At 34.1% G+C, this 15033-nt stretch carries 19 protein-coding genes and 1 pseudogene; 17 read left to right on the top strand and 3 right to left on the bottom strand.

Annotation, left to right across the window (positions count from 1 at the left end):
- Position 1 precedes the first annotated feature (1 nt).
- The 4 genes and pseudogenes from CSE16_RS12330 to CSE16_RS12315 all read left to right on the top strand — a co-directional run bounded on the left by CSE16_RS12330 (position 2) and on the right by CSE16_RS12315 (position 2983).
- On the top strand, positions 2 to 988 hold the full coding sequence (locus CSE16_RS12330) for a phosphotransferase enzyme family protein (protein WP_099424181.1): 987 nt from the start codon (positions 2 to 4) through the stop codon (positions 986 to 988).
- A gap of 426 nt (positions 989 to 1414) precedes the next feature.
- Positions 1415 to 1477 (top strand): annotated as a pseudogene (locus tag CSE16_RS22240) (hypothetical protein); the annotation flags it as partial.
- Between the two features lie 143 nt (positions 1478 to 1620).
- Positions 1621 to 2598, top strand: a complete 978-nt coding sequence (locus CSE16_RS12320) for an HD domain-containing protein (RefSeq protein ID WP_099424180.1) — start codon at positions 1621 to 1623, stop codon at positions 2596 to 2598.
- A gap of 178 nt (positions 2599 to 2776) precedes the next feature.
- Positions 2777 to 2983: a hypothetical protein gene (locus CSE16_RS12315; protein WP_099424179.1), complete on the top strand. Its 207-nt coding sequence runs from the start codon at positions 2777 to 2779 to the stop codon at positions 2981 to 2983.
- Between the two features lie 258 nt (positions 2984 to 3241).
- Here CSE16_RS12315 and CSE16_RS12310 read toward each other — a convergent pair whose 3' ends face one another.
- A complete protein-coding gene (locus tag CSE16_RS12310) occupies positions 3242 to 3754 on the bottom strand; it encodes a GNAT family N-acetyltransferase (RefSeq protein ID WP_157764811.1) in 513 nt (170 codons plus the stop codon).
- A 450-nt stretch (positions 3755 to 4204) separates the two neighbouring features.
- On the opposite strand from CSE16_RS12310, the gene lepB reads away from it, so the two are divergent.
- The 6 genes from lepB to CSE16_RS12285 all read left to right on the top strand — a co-directional run bounded on the left by lepB (position 4205) and on the right by CSE16_RS12285 (position 8415).
- On the top strand, positions 4205 to 4771 hold the full coding sequence (gene lepB, locus CSE16_RS12305; RefSeq protein ID WP_099424177.1) for a signal peptidase I: 567 nt from the start codon (positions 4205 to 4207) through the stop codon (positions 4769 to 4771).
- 266 nt (positions 4772 to 5037) lie between these two features.
- Positions 5038 to 5598, top strand: a complete 561-nt coding sequence (locus CSE16_RS12300; protein WP_099424176.1) for an AAA family ATPase — start codon at positions 5038 to 5040, stop codon at positions 5596 to 5598.
- 237 nt (positions 5599 to 5835) lie between these two features.
- Positions 5836 to 6012 carry a hypothetical protein gene (locus tag CSE16_RS21580; RefSeq protein ID WP_172954386.1) on the top strand — a complete coding sequence of 59 codons (177 nt, stop codon included), beginning with the start codon at positions 5836 to 5838 and terminating at the stop codon, positions 6010 to 6012.
- A gap of 440 nt (positions 6013 to 6452) precedes the next feature.
- Complete coding sequence (locus CSE16_RS12295) at positions 6453 to 7469, top strand: aminoglycoside phosphotransferase family protein (protein ID WP_099424175.1); 1017 nt, start codon at positions 6453 to 6455, stop codon at positions 7467 to 7469.
- Between the two features lie 220 nt (positions 7470 to 7689).
- A complete protein-coding gene (locus tag CSE16_RS12290) occupies positions 7690 to 8109 on the top strand; it encodes a VOC family protein (RefSeq protein ID WP_099424174.1) in 420 nt (139 codons plus the stop codon).
- A gap of 117 nt (positions 8110 to 8226) precedes the next feature.
- On the top strand, positions 8227 to 8415 hold the full coding sequence (locus CSE16_RS12285) for a transposase (protein ID WP_253896078.1): 189 nt from the start codon (positions 8227 to 8229) through the stop codon (positions 8413 to 8415).
- Positions 8416 to 8533: 118 nt separating this feature from the next.
- On the opposite strand, the gene CSE16_RS12280 is transcribed toward CSE16_RS12285, so the two are convergent.
- Positions 8534 to 9445, bottom strand: a complete 912-nt coding sequence (locus CSE16_RS12280) for a DNA glycosylase (RefSeq protein WP_099424173.1) — start codon at positions 9443 to 9445, stop codon at positions 8534 to 8536.
- A gap of 208 nt (positions 9446 to 9653) precedes the next feature.
- Here CSE16_RS12280 and CSE16_RS12275 point away from each other — a divergent pair, with 208 nt between their 5' ends.
- The 7 genes from CSE16_RS12275 to CSE16_RS12245 all read left to right on the top strand — a co-directional run bounded on the left by CSE16_RS12275 (position 9654) and on the right by CSE16_RS12245 (position 14480).
- Positions 9654 to 10367 (top strand): 2OG-Fe(II) oxygenase, encoded by a 714-nt coding sequence (locus CSE16_RS12275; protein ID WP_099424172.1) that lies wholly within the window; start codon positions 9654 to 9656, stop codon positions 10365 to 10367.
- Between the two features lie 88 nt (positions 10368 to 10455).
- On the top strand, positions 10456 to 11076 hold the full coding sequence (locus CSE16_RS12270; RefSeq protein WP_099424171.1) for a bifunctional transcriptional activator/DNA repair enzyme AdaA: 621 nt from the start codon (positions 10456 to 10458) through the stop codon (positions 11074 to 11076).
- Between the two features lies 1 nt (position 11077).
- Entirely contained in the window at positions 11078 to 11617 is a 540-nt protein-coding gene (gene adaB, locus CSE16_RS12265) for a methylated-DNA--[protein]-cysteine S-methyltransferase (protein WP_099424170.1), read from the top strand.
- A 30-nt stretch (positions 11618 to 11647) separates the two neighbouring features.
- Positions 11648 to 12466 carry an SPL family radical SAM protein gene (locus tag CSE16_RS12260; protein WP_099424169.1) on the top strand — a complete coding sequence of 273 codons (819 nt, stop codon included), beginning with the start codon at positions 11648 to 11650 and terminating at the stop codon, positions 12464 to 12466.
- A 17-nt stretch (positions 12467 to 12483) separates the two neighbouring features.
- A complete protein-coding gene (locus CSE16_RS12255) occupies positions 12484 to 12741 on the top strand; it encodes a metal-binding protein (protein ID WP_099424168.1) in 258 nt (85 codons plus the stop codon).
- Positions 12742 to 12988: 247 nt separating this feature from the next.
- Positions 12989 to 13639, top strand: a complete 651-nt coding sequence (locus CSE16_RS12250; protein ID WP_099424167.1) for an SMI1/KNR4 family protein — start codon at positions 12989 to 12991, stop codon at positions 13637 to 13639.
- Positions 13640 to 13886: 247 nt separating this feature from the next.
- Positions 13887 to 14480 carry a dienelactone hydrolase family protein gene (locus tag CSE16_RS12245; protein ID WP_099424166.1) on the top strand — a complete coding sequence of 198 codons (594 nt, stop codon included), beginning with the start codon at positions 13887 to 13889 and terminating at the stop codon, positions 14478 to 14480.
- Between the two features lie 285 nt (positions 14481 to 14765).
- On the opposite strand, the gene CSE16_RS12240 is transcribed toward CSE16_RS12245, so the two are convergent.
- Positions 14766 to 15032, bottom strand: coding sequence for a multidrug ABC transporter ATPase (locus tag CSE16_RS12240; RefSeq protein ID WP_099424165.1), 267 nt, complete (start codon positions 15030 to 15032; stop codon positions 14766 to 14768).
- Position 15033: the final 1 nt, after the last annotated feature.

Here is a 15033-nt window from a genome sequence, read left to right as displayed (position 1 = left end):
GATGATGGATCTAGGAAACATGGTAAGAGGAGTAGCTTCTGATGCAGTCGCTCAGAGACTTGTTCAATTCTGGGAATATGACGAGGGAACTTTGGAGTTGTGGCGTGCAAGTGCAAACTTTGTGTATGCTTTTGAACGGAATCAAGATCAATATTTTTTGAGATTCAATTTTGAGCAGGATAAATCTATTAAACAAACAAAAGCTGAGTTAGAGTTTATACAATATTTACAATTGAATGGATTTCCATCTATAACACCAATTCAATCATTAAGTGGAGAACTAATTGAAACACTAAAGACCGCAGAAGGAACATATATTGCCGTTGTCTTTAGTGCAGCAAATGGAATAAATTTGGATGCAGAAACAATTACTGCAAAACAGATGGAGGAATGGGGAAAATCACTTGCCTCACTTCATTGTTTATCGAAAAATTTTGAACCATTGTTTGAAAGAAGAAAGAGTTGGTTGGACACAATACAGTTCATGGAAAGCGTATTTAAAAAGCATCCAGGAGAAAAAATAGCCCTAGAAGAGCTAAGTAGGGTGACGAAATGGCTTCAATCGTTACCCAATAACAAAGATGTGTTCGGATTGATTCACTATGATTTTCAACTGGATAATATCTTTTTTGAAGAGGGTAAGGGTCATAGTTTCAATATAATCGACTTTGATGATGCAATATATCACTGGTATGCACTTGATATTGTAACAGCGCTTGATGATTTTATTGACGATGAGAATGCTCATTCAAAATTGCTGATTCAATCTTTTTTGAACGGATATCGTTCAAAAATGTTTTTAGAAAATGATGTAGTGGCTCAATTTCCACAGTTTCAAAGATATGCAAACTTATATAAGTTCTCCAAATTATTAAGATCTTTGGATTATGGAGAAATTAATGATATTCCATCTTGGTTTGATGAATTAAAAGTAAAGTTAGTTCGTGTTGCCGATGAATTAAGAAAGAGCTTTCAAAAATCATGGTAAAAGGATACATGAAATAAATACATGCGCTGCATATTGAGATTCATTTCATGTTGCAAAGAAGAAATTGTGAAATATTATAATTAAACTAAAGGGCGTGCTGATCCAAGAAAAGGGATTAACGCCCTTTTTTGTTGAAGTAATTAAACTAAAGGGGCGGGTTAGTGGTAGAAAGGGGATTGAATGTGAAGCGTTTTATTATAGGTATAGCAGTAATTTGGTTGACTTTATTAGCTATGTGGTTTTTAACTTCAGTGTCACCAAGTTAGAGTGTTATTGGATTATTCAATTAACCGGGGCTTTAATTGAAGATCATTAATGCTAATTTTAGTTTTGAGTGGATTTAATTTGAATTATTTGTTCAAAACCCGTGGTAATAAATCTAAAAAAACAAGGATTTAAACAGAGCCTGCTTTTTGTAAAGTTTTAGGGTTAGAAGGAGATCCTTATGAAAACCTTTTTGACTACGGGAGACAAATGGGGATTACTTAACTGTCTTACTTCACTAATTGGTAGCGTTGAACAAGGAGGATTAATGCACTTTCTTGTTGAAGTACTTAATGTACTTATGTGAGAGGGATTGGATAACTTAAGAAATTCTATTAAAGGTTTTTGTACAAAAAAGGAGTATTGAATTGATTATTTCAGAAAAACTTTATGGAGAATTTGAAATAGAAAAGGTGTTAGAAGATTTAATATTAAGTAAACCTGTGCAAAGGTTAAAGGGAATTCATCAAGGGGGAGCAAGTTATTTAGTTAATGAAAAATGGAACGAAACTCGGTATGATCATTCAGTTGGAGTAATGCTTTTAATAAAAAAACTCGGTGGTTCATTAGAGGAGCAAATTGCTGGTTTGCTACATGATGTATCACACACAGCATTCTCTCATGTGGTTGATTTTGTTTTCGATAATAAAAACGAGGATTATCATGAAACAATATTTAATTCTGTAATAATAAACTCAGAAATACCATCAATTTTGGAGAAATATCATTACAGATATGAGGATATATTGTTTGATGATTCAAAGTGGACATTACTTGAGCAACCTGCACCTGAATTATGTGCAGATAGGGTGGATTCTACTTTACGCGATATGCATGAGTATGGACAAATTTCATTAATAGATGTTCAAACCTTTTTAAATAATTTAGTAGTTATTGAAGGAAAAATGTATCTTCAAAATATTGAAATAGCAGAATGGTTTGTTAAAACATATTATAAAGAAGTTATTGATTTCTTTATGGATCCGTTAAATATATATGGTAATGACACTTTAGCAAAAACATTAAAATTATCTTTAGAAAAAGAATTTATAAATCTTGATGACTTTCTTGGAGAAGATGATGATCTAATTCAACATATAAAATCATCAAAAGATAAAGAGATACAAGATCATATAAGAAGACTTAATCAAAACGTGAAAGTAAAGGAAGATACAACTAATTACAATTTACATCGAAAAAACAAAGTTCGACTGATTGATCCTTCAGTTTTCAATGGAAATGAGTTAATTAGAGCATCTTTACTTTCAGAAAGAGTAAGGGAAATGAATAAAAGAGCTTATGAAAAAGCTACAAGAGGAATGTATGTAAAGATAATTTCAAATTAAATAAGCCCCTGTTCTTCAACTACGGGTGCTTTAGCAAAACAAGGCTGCCTTCAGTGTTCAAAGAACAGAATGAACACGTAGAAAAAATCTTTATAACTTACTTTGAAAAAGAGGATAAACAATGGCAATGGATACAAACAAGAGGTGCTGATGGAATTTTCCTGTTAAATGGTCTTCTTTGAATAGTGAACCCTATATTTATTCTTGTGCAATCAATGACAATTCAATTGCAAAAGTATATGCAGGTGATGAACAAGCAACAATTATTGACGTTGAAGGTGAAAAAAGATTTTGGTTTGCTATTAGTCCAATTAAATATGTGAAAGTTAAGGTGGTTAAAATAGATGGTACTGAAGAAATTAACCACCTAAAATCTATATTTTAAGTTAAATGATAAGAACTCGTTTTGAAAAATGATTGATCAAAACGGGTTAATTCTTTGTGAAATACTATGCGATTTTTGTAATAAAGTTTGATCATTTTCTACCTAGTAATTCTAAAACATTCGCGCCCGATTGCGGTATAAATATTATATTTTTGCTAAGACAGAGTTAACAAACTCGGTTTTTTCTTCTGGACATTTGTGTTTATTAAGGGTCAAGACGTTGATAGCTTATATTTCTTTACGAGAGATCCTATTCTACTAAGGATTCTTTTTTTTCACATTTAGATTTTTAATCGCCAACATCGAATTATCCTGAATGATTCCTGTATCTACGAAACCAAATGAAGCGTATAATGTTTTAGCTATGACATTACTTGTATGATAAAAGAGGGCAACATATTCCGCTTCTCCATCTGGCATAGATTCAATATCCATCAACATTTTTTCAAAAGCAAGTTTGCCATACCCTTTCCCCTGGTAACTCTGGCCAATCATAATGTGCCAAATAAAATAGCTCTTCTTCCCGTAAAAAACTTCATTTTCAAATGACTCATGATCCAACGTATCATAAATATACATCAAAAATCCAACCGCAACTTCTTCGGCATAAATGGCAAAAGGAGTCGCTGGTATACCGTCTGCGTTCAACATATGAGCATCTGCAAAGCTTCTGAGGTTAGTAGTTTCTAACAAGTCTTCCTGGTTTTCTTCAACTTCTAGTGCTATTACTTCATCTATGTTATCCCCGGTTATCTTTCGTAATTCAATCATTTTTTTATCTCCTCTCCTAAGACGAGCACTTCCACAAATATCCCAAAACATTTCAAATTTCATTTCCATAATTCTCAAAATAGGGTACACAAAATATTCACCAATGCTAACTCATTTTACCCTGTGATTTTCTAATCCTCGTTCTGTAAAATGTCCCGTTTGTGGAATTGTCATAATCCATCTTGTCATTGCAATTGTATCAAACATTTTTATGAATTATCAGACTTTATTACAAATAATCAATTTTTATTTAAATCTACACTCGTCAATTGTACTGATGGGAGTTTTACTTGAAGAACATTGAGTTGCCTATGCAGCTCTTTTTTCTTATTGAACTATCGCAGCAGGTTAGTTGAAATAGCAGGTATTATTAAAGGGAAGTCGAATAAGTTGATTTAATGAATTATTCAAATAAATGCTAAGTGTTTAAAAGAGAAAGAGGTGTTGAACGTGAAAAAAGCAAAAGAAAAAATTGAATTATTGGAATTGGCAAAAGCAATAGGAATTGCTATTGCTTTTGCATATGGTATTCGATTTTTCTTATTTACCCCTATTGTAGTTGACGGTGCTTCTATGATGCCCACATTTGAAAATGGTGACAGAGTAATAGTGGATAAAATCGGACCAAAATCGATGGAGTATGAAAGATTTGATGTGATTGTATTTGAAGCAAAAGAAGATACTAATTATATCAAACGTATTATTGGTATACCTGGTGACCGCATCGTTTATGAAAACGATGAACTTTTTATTAACGGTGAGAGGTACAAAGAACCCTACTTAGAGGAATATAAAAAAGCTTTAATAGACAATGATACACTTACTGGAGACTTTACATTAGAGGGGAATTTAGGTGAATTAACTGTGCCAGATGGATACTTTTTTGTATTAGGAGATAATCGTCGTAACAGCACGGATAGCAGAGACCCTAGTGTTGGATTTGTTTCGAAGGATAAAATTTTGGGTACCGCAAAAATTGTATTTTTACCTGTAGATAATTTAAAGATAATAAAATGATAAAGTGAATTGTAAATGAAATAAGTTAGTTGACGTTCCTATTCAACTAACGGGGAGCTTTACTTGAAGACTATTGAGTTGCCTATGCAGCTCTTTTTTTCTTATTGAATTAAAGGAGTAGGTTAGAGCAAGAAGGATTTTTCCTTTTGAAAGAGAATAAATTAATAAAATAAATGGCTATTGCTATGGAGTTAAAGGGGCAGAATTGCCTAATAAGTACAATTGGATTGCTAAAGTTATTTAATATTTTCTTAGGAGGGAGTTTTATGAAATTTGTTCATATATTTGGTCCACAAGCAGTTGGTAAAATGACAGTTGGACAGGAGCTAGCAAAAATAACAGATTTGAAACTTTTTCATAACCATATGACGATTGATTTAGTTAATCATTTTTTTGATTACAGTACAAAAGAAGGGAAAAGATTAGTAAATTTGTTTCGTCAGGAGATTTTCGAAGAGGTTTCAAAGAGTAATCTGTATGGAATGGTCTTTACTTATGTCTGGGCGTTTAATTTGGAGTCGGATTGGGATTATGTTAAGCGAATCTCCCAGCTTTTCGAGTCTAGAGGAGGCACTGTTTACTATGTAGAATTGGAGGCAGACTTAGAAGAGAGACTTGAGCGAAATAAAACCCCAAATAGGCTTGAACACAAGCCTAAAAAAAGAGATATTGAATGGTCTGAGAATGACTTAAAATGCACAATGGAGAAACATAGATTAAATTCGTTAGAAGGTGAAATCATATTCCAAAACTATATTAAGATTAACAATACAAACTTAACTGCTGAAGAAGTAGCCAAGATAGTTAAGAGGGAATTCCATTTATAGGTAAATGAGTGATGTTAAAAAACGTTTGGTATGTCCCAACGTTTTTTTGCTAAATACACTGTTATTTAATCGGTTATTTTGGTTATTCTCTGTGTTATCTGAACTACTTAAATATGTTCCCTACTTTTTTAATTTATTGAAATGAGGCTGGCATCCTTTTAAGGTTAGTTTAAAAGTTCGACTAACGATTACATATAGTTTGTGAATAATTGTACTTAAACTAAGGGGGGAGAAATTATGGGCTTTTGGTATTTCTTAATATTATTTGTAGGTTTATTTTTGGTAATTAAGGGGCTGATTGGGGGTAAAAAGATTAGTTTAGTATTTGCTGGACTATTATGTATTTCGTTTTCAATATTTATGTTTTCTCCAGGAAGTGATGAAATCATTTCGAAATTATTCAGTTTGGATTAAAGTGTAGAATAGATTTTAGACTGATCATTTATGGGGGTTTACACTAACGGGGGGCTTTTCTTGAAGATCATTGAGTATGCAGCTCTTTTTTTCTTTATTAAACTAACGAGGCAGATTAGTTGAAGAGCGTTGTTTTAACTTTTGTTCAACAATCGGGCCAAATAATTGAACAACCCTCTTCAAAAAAAAACGATATTTATAGTGAAGGATTTTCACTTATAAGGTTTAAAGAAAGAAAAACTTTAATTTCCTTATAAAAATAAAACATATGAGTGTAAATGTTTATCTGTTAAAATTATACAATAAAGGATGTTTATTCAAAAAGATTCGCTATAAGAAAATCATGTTAACTTGATGTATCTATGCCCCATAACATGATAACGAGTATATCCAGGATAATATGTGCTACCTAGTCGACTAAGAAGAAAATGGAGGAATAAATGAATATTGAACTTGAACAGCTGATTTATGCTTTAAACCAACGATTCAAAACGAATATCATCTCTACTGACTTCCAAACTACGCCGTTACAGGGCGGAACTGTGGGGAATGTGTACCTGATAACGGGGATCGCCGAAACCGTGGATGGTGAAAAATTGCCTTACCGTATAGTGCTGAAAATCCAGAAAAAATGGGAGCGTTACGGCGATCCGGGTTCATGGCGTCGGGAATATGATCTCTATTCGTCTGACTTAGGATCGACTTTCTCGCAAGCCCTCCGTTGGCCGATATGTTATCACTCTGAGTTCAACGCCGAAGATAATGAATACCATCTGTGGCTGGAATATATCGATGGCGTAACTGGTTTAGACTTGACCAGTGACATGTATGAAGAGGCCGCGTTGGAGTTAGGGCGCTTTCAAGGCAAGCTGTATGAGGAGCAACCCGCCGTGCTGCAGAGCCTGACTAACTTGAGCCATCCGGATTTCATGAAGAATACGTATTTGCATTACCGGTCATGGCCAGTCGTCTACGATTATATACGATCGAATGACTGCGAATTGCCCCTGCACGTGCGGCAAATGCTCATCGGTATCGATGAGAAAGCAGACGAGATATTCACCCGTATTGAAAAATTGCCCCTCGTGCTATGTCACCGAGACTTTTGGGTAACCAATCTTATCTATGCTAAAGGGAAATTCGCACTTATCGATTGGGATACTAGCGGATGGGGCTACCTAGGCGAGGATCTCGCAAGCCTGATCGCAGATGAAGGGGATATCGATAACATGGTTGAAAATTACCAGAGATGCATCCCTGCGTATTACAAAGGCTTTTCGGAGTATGTGGATGTATCCCGAATCACCGATCATTGTGTCTACGAGATAATCCTTCTCGTATTTGGGTACAGGCTTGTAGAGGGATATATCCACACAGAGACTTATGACGAGAAGACAAAGTATGTCCATACTCTCCAAAAAATCTATGAAATGAAAACCAAACCTTTGATGGTTTAAGAAAATAACAGGCTATTACAGTAGCCTGTTTTGTATTTATCCCTAAGGGTAAAATTAGGCATCTGAAAAAAGGTATGCTTATTCACAATAATGGCGCGATAAAGCTTTATCTAATGACTCAAAATTTTTTTCCGAAGGTATAATATCAATTGTTCGGGAAAGATATCACGTTTTTCGGCAATTAAATTATTTTTAAAAGATATTGGAAGGGGTCGATAGAATGAGTGAAAAGTTGTTAAGAGTTGGAACTACTTATATTCCAGTAACTAATGTAGAAAATTCTTATGAATGGTATGTTAACAATTTGGGGGCAGAGTTAAGCTATAAAGACGAAGACAAAGCAATTCTTAATTTTGCAAACCAAAGTATTTTTCTTGTTAAATCTAAAGAAAATCAAAGTTCTAACTTTTATGATTGTTATGGTGTAGAACGTTTTTCTATAACATTTGAAGTTAATGGACTAAATGCATTAGAGGCAATACATAGAGATTTTACCGATAAAGAAATAAGAGTTGGCGAAATTGAAAACAGAGGACACTCTGGAAGGAACTTTGTTTTCTTTGATTTAGATGGTAATAAATTTGATGTGTGGAGTGAATTAAGTCCAATTTTCAAAGAAAAATATCTAACTACGCAATAGAAAGAACTATTTTCTTCTTGAACTAACGGGGAAGGTTAGTTGAACAAGGAAGTGTAGATTTGAACTAAAGATGCACCGTTTTACCCTTTGGATATGATAATCTAAAGGGATGTTTTTATGTCGAAAAGAATAAGGACATTTGAAATTAAGAAGTGGATTAAACAAGGTCGAGGTTCAGGAATTTGCTTAGATTATAAATCATGGTTGAAGATTCAAGATGAAGGGCGTTCTACTCGTTTAAAAGGAATTAAAACGAGTAGGCAGCATGAAATTTTATCTGACTTGGAACGAACTACTTTTATTTGACTGAATATTCAGGGGCACAATTGATATTCTAGAACAATTTCCATTACAGAATTAAAGGGATTAAGTTTTTAAGGTCATTCTATTATTTTGAGTACATTCCTGTATAAGTTATAATTATTCAGTAAAGGACACGCCATAAATAAAAGGTAGCGTATGATTCCCAGTTTTTCCATGGAAACGATAATTCTAAGATTTCATCCTTCGTAGGCTTTCGGTCCATATTACGCATTACTTTTATCGAATTAATAAGGCCCACATCATCGATTGGAAAAGCTGATTGGAACCTGAGACAGCGCATTAGAACATAATTGGCTGTCCAAGGACCGATGCCTCGTATTTTAGTTAAGTTTTTTTCAGCATCTTTGAAGTTCATTTGCATTAATTTCTCCTTCGATAATTCTCCACTTGCCATTAACTTGGCAATTCCAATAATATATTCACTTTTTTTTACCGTCATTTTAATATCTGCTAGGTCAGCAGCGGTTAACGATGCAATTCGTTCGTACGGTGGGAACACCCAATATTTTTTTCCATTCCACTCGATAGCATCGCCAAATCCTTCTACAAATTGCTTCTTTAAGGAGTACGCGAATGCTAAGTTAATTTGTTGCCCTAAAACTCCCCAACATAAAGCTTCAAATAAGTCGGGAATGCCTACGACTCGCAATCCATAGAATTTTCGGGCAGGCATTTTAAGTATTGGATCTACTTTTGCCATTTCATAAAATGGGGTTAAATCGTTATCAAGATCAAACCATTCACGAATATATTTTACAATCTCTTCTCGTTGCCACGCATCAGTGGGCCTAGAATCATTTAAGAACTGAATAATCATTTGTTTATTATCGATTACTCTTACCTGTACCAAGGACCGAATTCCCCCAATGGCTATGACTCTTGTAATGATACCGTTCTCAATTTCATACATGCATTCATTTTTTGCCCTTGTTAAGTAGCCTAGGTTTGCATTCATGTCAAACTCATCAGGTAATGTAATAATAATATCATCATGGATTTCATGCCATTTCACTTTTTCATTCTCCTCATCTTAAAACTATCTTCTATACTATACACAAAATAATTTGATGGAAAACTCACACTTGTTGAAGTTTTACTTTATCATATAATAATTTCAATTAATTTCGTTATCTTGCTTTTACATTCTAAATACCTTATTTTTTTCTATTTATGAGGTTATAGTGTTAGTTATCAAGAATGCTAAATAGGGAGGTATAAAAATGGTTCGAGATATAAAAACACGTGTTAAAGGCTTAAATTGGGATTCAATTCAAAACGAATTAGATAAGCAAGGATTTGCAAGGCTTCCAGCAATATTAACAAAAGATGAATGTGACTCCTTCATAGAACTTTATAGTGAAGAAGAATCATACAGAACGACAATCAATATGACGAGATATCGCTTTGGGAATGGGGAGTACAAATACTTTTCCTATCCATTACCCGAAATCATCCAAAGTTTAAGAGAATCCTTTTATCCAGAGTTAGCTAAAACAGCAAATCGATGGTTGGGTTATTTAAATAAACCAGAACAGTTTCCAGAACGTCTTCAAGATTTTTTGAAAACATGTGAAGAATATGAACAAACTAGACCAACACCCTTAATTTTAAAGTATGAAAAAGGCGGGTTTAATTGCTTGCACCAGGATTTATATGGAGACGTGTTTTTCCCATTTCAAGTAGTGTTTGTATTAAATCAACGGAATAAAGACTATACGGGTGGTGAATCCCTATTAGTGGAACAAATTCCTCGTGCTCAGAGTAGGGGGCATGTGATTACTTTGGAACAAGGTGACGCGCTGATCTTTCCTACTAACCATAGACCTGCTCTAGGGAAAAAAGGATATTATAAAAATACGGTTCGTCACGGAGTAAGTACGATTACTTCTGGAGAACGATACGGTCTTGGAATCATTTTTCATGATTCCAAGTAAATATTAAATTTCAATATCTTGCTATTTCATTCCTAGAATTGTCCATTCTGAATTTTTAGGGAGTATATTGTAAGGAGAGGTGAGATAAATGTCGGATAGCATCAATAATAAATTACAAGAGCGTCATGATCAAACAATTTTGAATGACGTGGACATGATGACAAATGAAAAGTGGCAAGCAATTATAGACAATGATGCTTCGTACAATAATCAATTTTTCTATGCTGTAAAGACCACAGGAATCTTCTGTAAACCGTCATGCAAATCTCGCGTTCCGAAAAAAGAAAATGTATGCATTTTTCCAAACGCAGAACAAGCTCTTCGTGCAAATTTCCGACCTTGTAAACGTTGTAAGCCTACTAATGTGAGATTGCCTGAAAGTGAATGGGTGATACTTATCACAGAATACATTGATAAAAATTTTACAGAAAAATTAACGCTAGAAACGCTATCAGATATTGCTCATGGGAGTCCCTATCATTTGCATCGAACGTTTAAAAAGATTAAAGGCATCACGCCAGTTGAGTATATACAACAGGTTAGATTAAACGCGGCTAAAGAGTATTTGATTCAGACAAATAAAGCGATTGCGGATATCGCCATATGTGTGGGTATGGCTAACACGCCCTATTTTATTACCTTATTTAAAAGTAAAACCGGACAGACACCAGCACAATTTCGTCAAATGAGTAAAATGGAGGAAATGTAAAATGGAAACAAACAACAAACCAACCCTTTTTTGGTCTTTACTTGAAATTAAGGATTGGAAATTTTATATTGCTTCAACCTCTAAGGGGCTATGCTATGTAGGTTCACAGAATAAACCATACGAAGAATTGTGCGAATGGGCTAAGAAACGCTTTCCAGGAAGTCATCTTATTGAAGATGGTGAAAAGCTTGAACCCTATGCGGTTGAAATTATTGAGTATCTAGAAACAAAAAGGAAAACCTTTACTGTTCCATTTGATTATAATGGGACAGCATTCCAGCTTGCAGTCTGGAATGCACTTTGTGAGATTCCATACGGACAGACGAAGTCCTATTCCGACATTGCAAATTATATAAATAAACCAGCAGCTGTTCGTGCTGTAGGGGCAGCCATCGGAGCTAATCCAGTATTAATCACCGTACCTTGTCATCGTGTAGTGGGGAAAAATGGATCATTAACTGGCTATCGTGGTGGATTAGAAATGAAGACACTGCTTTTGGAAATGGAAAGAAAAACTTCTCCAGCAATGAGTGATTATTGACGAAATAAGAAGTGAAAGGGGGGGTCCGTTATGAAAAGTGAATTGTTCTATAAAAATCCGAAAACCATTCTTAATAAAGGTACAGGCTTTCTTTCTGGATATACTCATTCACTAAATCCTTATACAGGCTGTTCATTTGGATGTTCCTATTGTTATGTACGCCAAATGCCTGTATCCCTTTTTCGAGAAGGGGATTGGGGAAATTGGGTCGATGTTAAAAATGGGGCTGCGAATTTACTAAGCAAGGAGCTTCATCGTGCAAAAGCCAAAGGGAATGTAACCATTTTTATGTCATCAAGCACAGACCCGTATCAACCAATAGAGTATAAGGAAAAAGTAACGCGATCTCTACTAAAGGTAATGGTAGAAGATCCCCCTGACTTCTTATTAGTACAGACGAGGAGCCCACTTGTAAGTCGAGATATCGATTTGCTGCAGCATTTAAAAGATAGAGTCCGGGTAAGTATGACAATTGAAACGGATTCAGAAACGATTCGTAAACATTTTACTCCAGAGGCACCTCCTATTCAGGCACGCTTTAAGACATTGGAAAAATTAATGGCTGCGGGAATACCGACGCAAGTGGCGATAGCACCCATATTACCAAGTGGGGAATATTTTCCTGAGAAATTGAAGCCATTCGTCGATCGGATATGTATTGATGACTACTTTATGGGCGATGGCAGTGGAGGAAAACGGACGAGAAAACTTGGAATTGAAAAAAAATACACCGAACTTGGTTTAGAAGAATGGTATGGACCTCAAGCTATTAACAAAGTATATAACAGATTTATAGAAACCTTTCCGGAAAATCAAATTTATGTGAGCCAGACAGGGTTCGAACCGTAAACAAAGGAAGTAATTGCATGTATAAAGATAATGAGAAAAGTGCTGAAAATAGAAAAAAGACATTCACCCTGTTTGGTGCCGATATGCATCCATATCGAAGTGATACACCGGGTATTTTTGGTGGGTATCGACCGAGTAAATTATATGGAAGATTAGATTGTCCCTCAGCGCTTAGAGCTATAGCAAAAGGTGGATACGTTAAACATCGCGTGTTTTATCATGGACAAGCAGAAGTGGTGAAACGAGTGTTTGCGTTGAAGCAAGTATACAATTAATAATGCTATACAAAAGGAATTAAAAAATATAGTAGGTACAAATACTGAAAAAGCAGCAGTTAAAAATGCAACTCCTGAACAAATCTGGCAAGCTCATCGTAATGTATACGTAAAAATGGGGAATAGTGATTGGGCAAAGTTATATGATGCCCATGTAAAACCTCTAGGAATTCCTTATAAATAGTCATGATAAATATTTTGATTTTGAGTAGTTTTTGTTAAAGTAATGGTCAAGGGGAGAAAAAGGATGAAAAAGTTTACTAAGATAATTGAAAGATTTGAGCAAAATATAATTAGAAATGGTCTAGAGGCTAAAGAAGCTAAAGAAGCATTTGGTCAAGCTAAACCTGATGACCTAAATAATTTTACTTTGTTGTATGAAACATTTGCTAAGTGGTCTGCTTTTTATGAAGAAAAGGATTTAGAAAATTTGAAATCCTATTCAATTCCAGAAACTATAGTAACTTTTTATAGGAATTTTGAGCCTCAAAATTTACCTGCTTTAGGTGATGGAATAAGATTATTGGGACTAGAACAAATTAAAGAAGAGAATGCATCTGCTGTACCCAGTATGTTTTTTGTGAAATTTGGACTATTAACTGTTGCTACAACTATAGGTGGTAATGTAATTTGTTTAGACTTAAATGCAATAAAGAATGATGAGCCAAGTGTATTAATAGCAGACCATTCCTTCTGTTCTTACAATGATGACTTAGATGTTATAGAGTGTGTAATTGTTCCAGATGATATTGCTGACAATTATTCAGATGATGAACCAATAGTATTAACTTACGATTTAATAAAAAGTTGCCTTCCACAGGTAGCGGATTCATTTAGTGATTTTTTAAATAAGCTAGCAAATGAGGAATATGTAGATATAGAAAACGAATACTTGTAGTAAAAGAACGTGTATTTAAAAGGAAAATGAAGCTAAATGGTTTTTATGTAATATGATCTATACTTTTATTATCGAGCAACTTTACTATATGTTTTTCTTATTGAAAAAACGGTGCTTTATTTGAATAACAGGGGCTGCTTAGTGACTATTTTTTTATTGAACTAAGGCAGCAATTTGGTTGAAGTAGTATTAACCATTTTATTTTGTATTAAATAGAAAAAAGTTCTGGTTTAATAGGAGGTTTAATTTGATAAACATACAAAGGAACTCAAACAAATTAATTATAGTAGTACATGAAATTTATGGGGTTAACCAGCATATGAATAAAGTTTGCCATTCATTATCAGAGAGAGGCTTTGATGTTATTTGTCCCAACTTATTAGAAAAAGAAGGACCTTTTGAATATTCACTTGAAGAAGTTGCTTATCGAAATTTTATAGAGAAAATCGGGTTTATTAATGCGGCAAATAAAATTAAACTGCTATTGCAAGATATTAAAGATCAATATGAAAAAGTCTTTCTTGTTGGATTTAGTGTTGGGGCTACCATTGCGTGGTTGTGTAGTGAAGAAAATGATATCGATGGAATTGTTGGTTACTATGGTTCGCGAATTAGAAACTATCTAGAGATTGAACCATTATGTTCAACAATGCTTTTCTTTCCTGAAAGTGAGAAATCATTTAATGTCAATGAATTAATTCCATTCTTAGAAAAAAGGAATATTGAGATACATAAAATTCACGGAGAACATGGATTTAGTGACCCATTCAATTCAAAATATAATGTAACAGCTGCACAAGAATCTTTTGATATAATGGTTGATTTTTTATCAAAACATTAATTAAAATACAAGAATGTGTGCGGAATTTAGAAAATGAAAGTTGTCTAGATGTTGCTGATATAGCACTTTAAGATAAATTTATGAAGTGAAGAGATTGTAAAGAATTGTACTTAAATGTGGTGCTTTTGTTGAATAACAAAAGATAAAGGCCACTATTTGGTGTTGGTCAATAGTTTGTGTTTTTATCAAGTTAGTTGTGTAATAAATATATTTCCTAATAATAAGATTACTCTGATCAATCTTGTGAACTTCCTCATATTAGCGAAGTTCACGAAATTGAACAATTTAAATATTTAAAGCCTTTGAAATTTTTTTCACTTCTTTTGTTAAAAAATTTAGCTGTCGCTGTATTTCTAGTATATCGGCACTACTCTTTTCATTTTCCTCAGCTAGTTGTTGGACTTCTTGTACAGCGAGTACGGCCGCAAATGTAGCAAGTCCTTCAGCTAGCGTAGCGAATAAACCCGCTATCACTTCAACTGTTGCGGCTTGAATTGCTGGGTTGTTTTCCTGTGCCGCTTCACTATTTTTCTTCCGGTTATTATTTTGCATA

The sequence above is a fragment of the Solibacillus sp. R5-41 genome, from assembly GCF_002736105.1.
GTDB lineage: Bacteria > Bacillota > Bacilli > Bacillales_A > Planococcaceae > Solibacillus.
This window is presented reverse-complemented; position numbering and strand designations above follow the sequence as displayed.

What these genes read in the sequence shown, in the direction of transcription:
- CSE16_RS12275 (WP_099424172.1), top strand. Translation starts at nt 9,654, where the DNA reads ATGGTTCGAGATATAAAAACACGTGTTAAAGGCTTAAATTGGGATTCA.
- CSE16_RS12270 (WP_099424171.1), top strand. Translation starts at nt 10,456, where the DNA reads ATGTCGGATAGCATCAATAATAAATTACAAGAGCGTCATGATCAAACA.
- CSE16_RS12240 (WP_099424165.1), bottom strand. Translation starts at nt 15,032, where the DNA reads ATGCAAAATAATAACCGGAAGAAAAATAGTGAAGCGGCACAGGAAAAC.
- CSE16_RS12255 (WP_099424168.1), top strand. Translation starts at nt 12,484, where the DNA reads ATGTATAAAGATAATGAGAAAAGTGCTGAAAATAGAAAAAAGACATTC.
- CSE16_RS12330 (WP_099424181.1), top strand. Translation starts at nt 2, where the DNA reads ATGATGGATCTAGGAAACATGGTAAGAGGAGTAGCTTCTGATGCAGTC.
- adaB (WP_099424170.1), top strand. Translation starts at nt 11,078, where the DNA reads ATGGAAACAAACAACAAACCAACCCTTTTTTGGTCTTTACTTGAAATT.
- CSE16_RS21580 (WP_172954386.1), top strand. Translation starts at nt 5,836, where the DNA reads ATGGGCTTTTGGTATTTCTTAATATTATTTGTAGGTTTATTTTTGGTA.
- CSE16_RS12250 (WP_099424167.1), top strand. Translation starts at nt 12,989, where the DNA reads ATGAAAAAGTTTACTAAGATAATTGAAAGATTTGAGCAAAATATAATT.
- CSE16_RS12310 (WP_157764811.1), bottom strand. Translation starts at nt 3,754, where the DNA reads ATGATTGAATTACGAAAGATAACCGGGGATAACATAGATGAAGTAATA.
- CSE16_RS12260 (WP_099424169.1), top strand. Translation starts at nt 11,648, where the DNA reads ATGAAAAGTGAATTGTTCTATAAAAATCCGAAAACCATTCTTAATAAA.
- CSE16_RS12290 (WP_099424174.1), top strand. Translation starts at nt 7,690, where the DNA reads ATGAGTGAAAAGTTGTTAAGAGTTGGAACTACTTATATTCCAGTAACT.
- CSE16_RS12295 (WP_099424175.1), top strand. Translation starts at nt 6,453, where the DNA reads ATGAATATTGAACTTGAACAGCTGATTTATGCTTTAAACCAACGATTC.
- CSE16_RS12300 (WP_099424176.1), top strand. Translation starts at nt 5,038, where the DNA reads ATGAAATTTGTTCATATATTTGGTCCACAAGCAGTTGGTAAAATGACA.
- CSE16_RS12285 (WP_253896078.1), top strand. Translation starts at nt 8,227, where the DNA reads ATGTCGAAAAGAATAAGGACATTTGAAATTAAGAAGTGGATTAAACAA.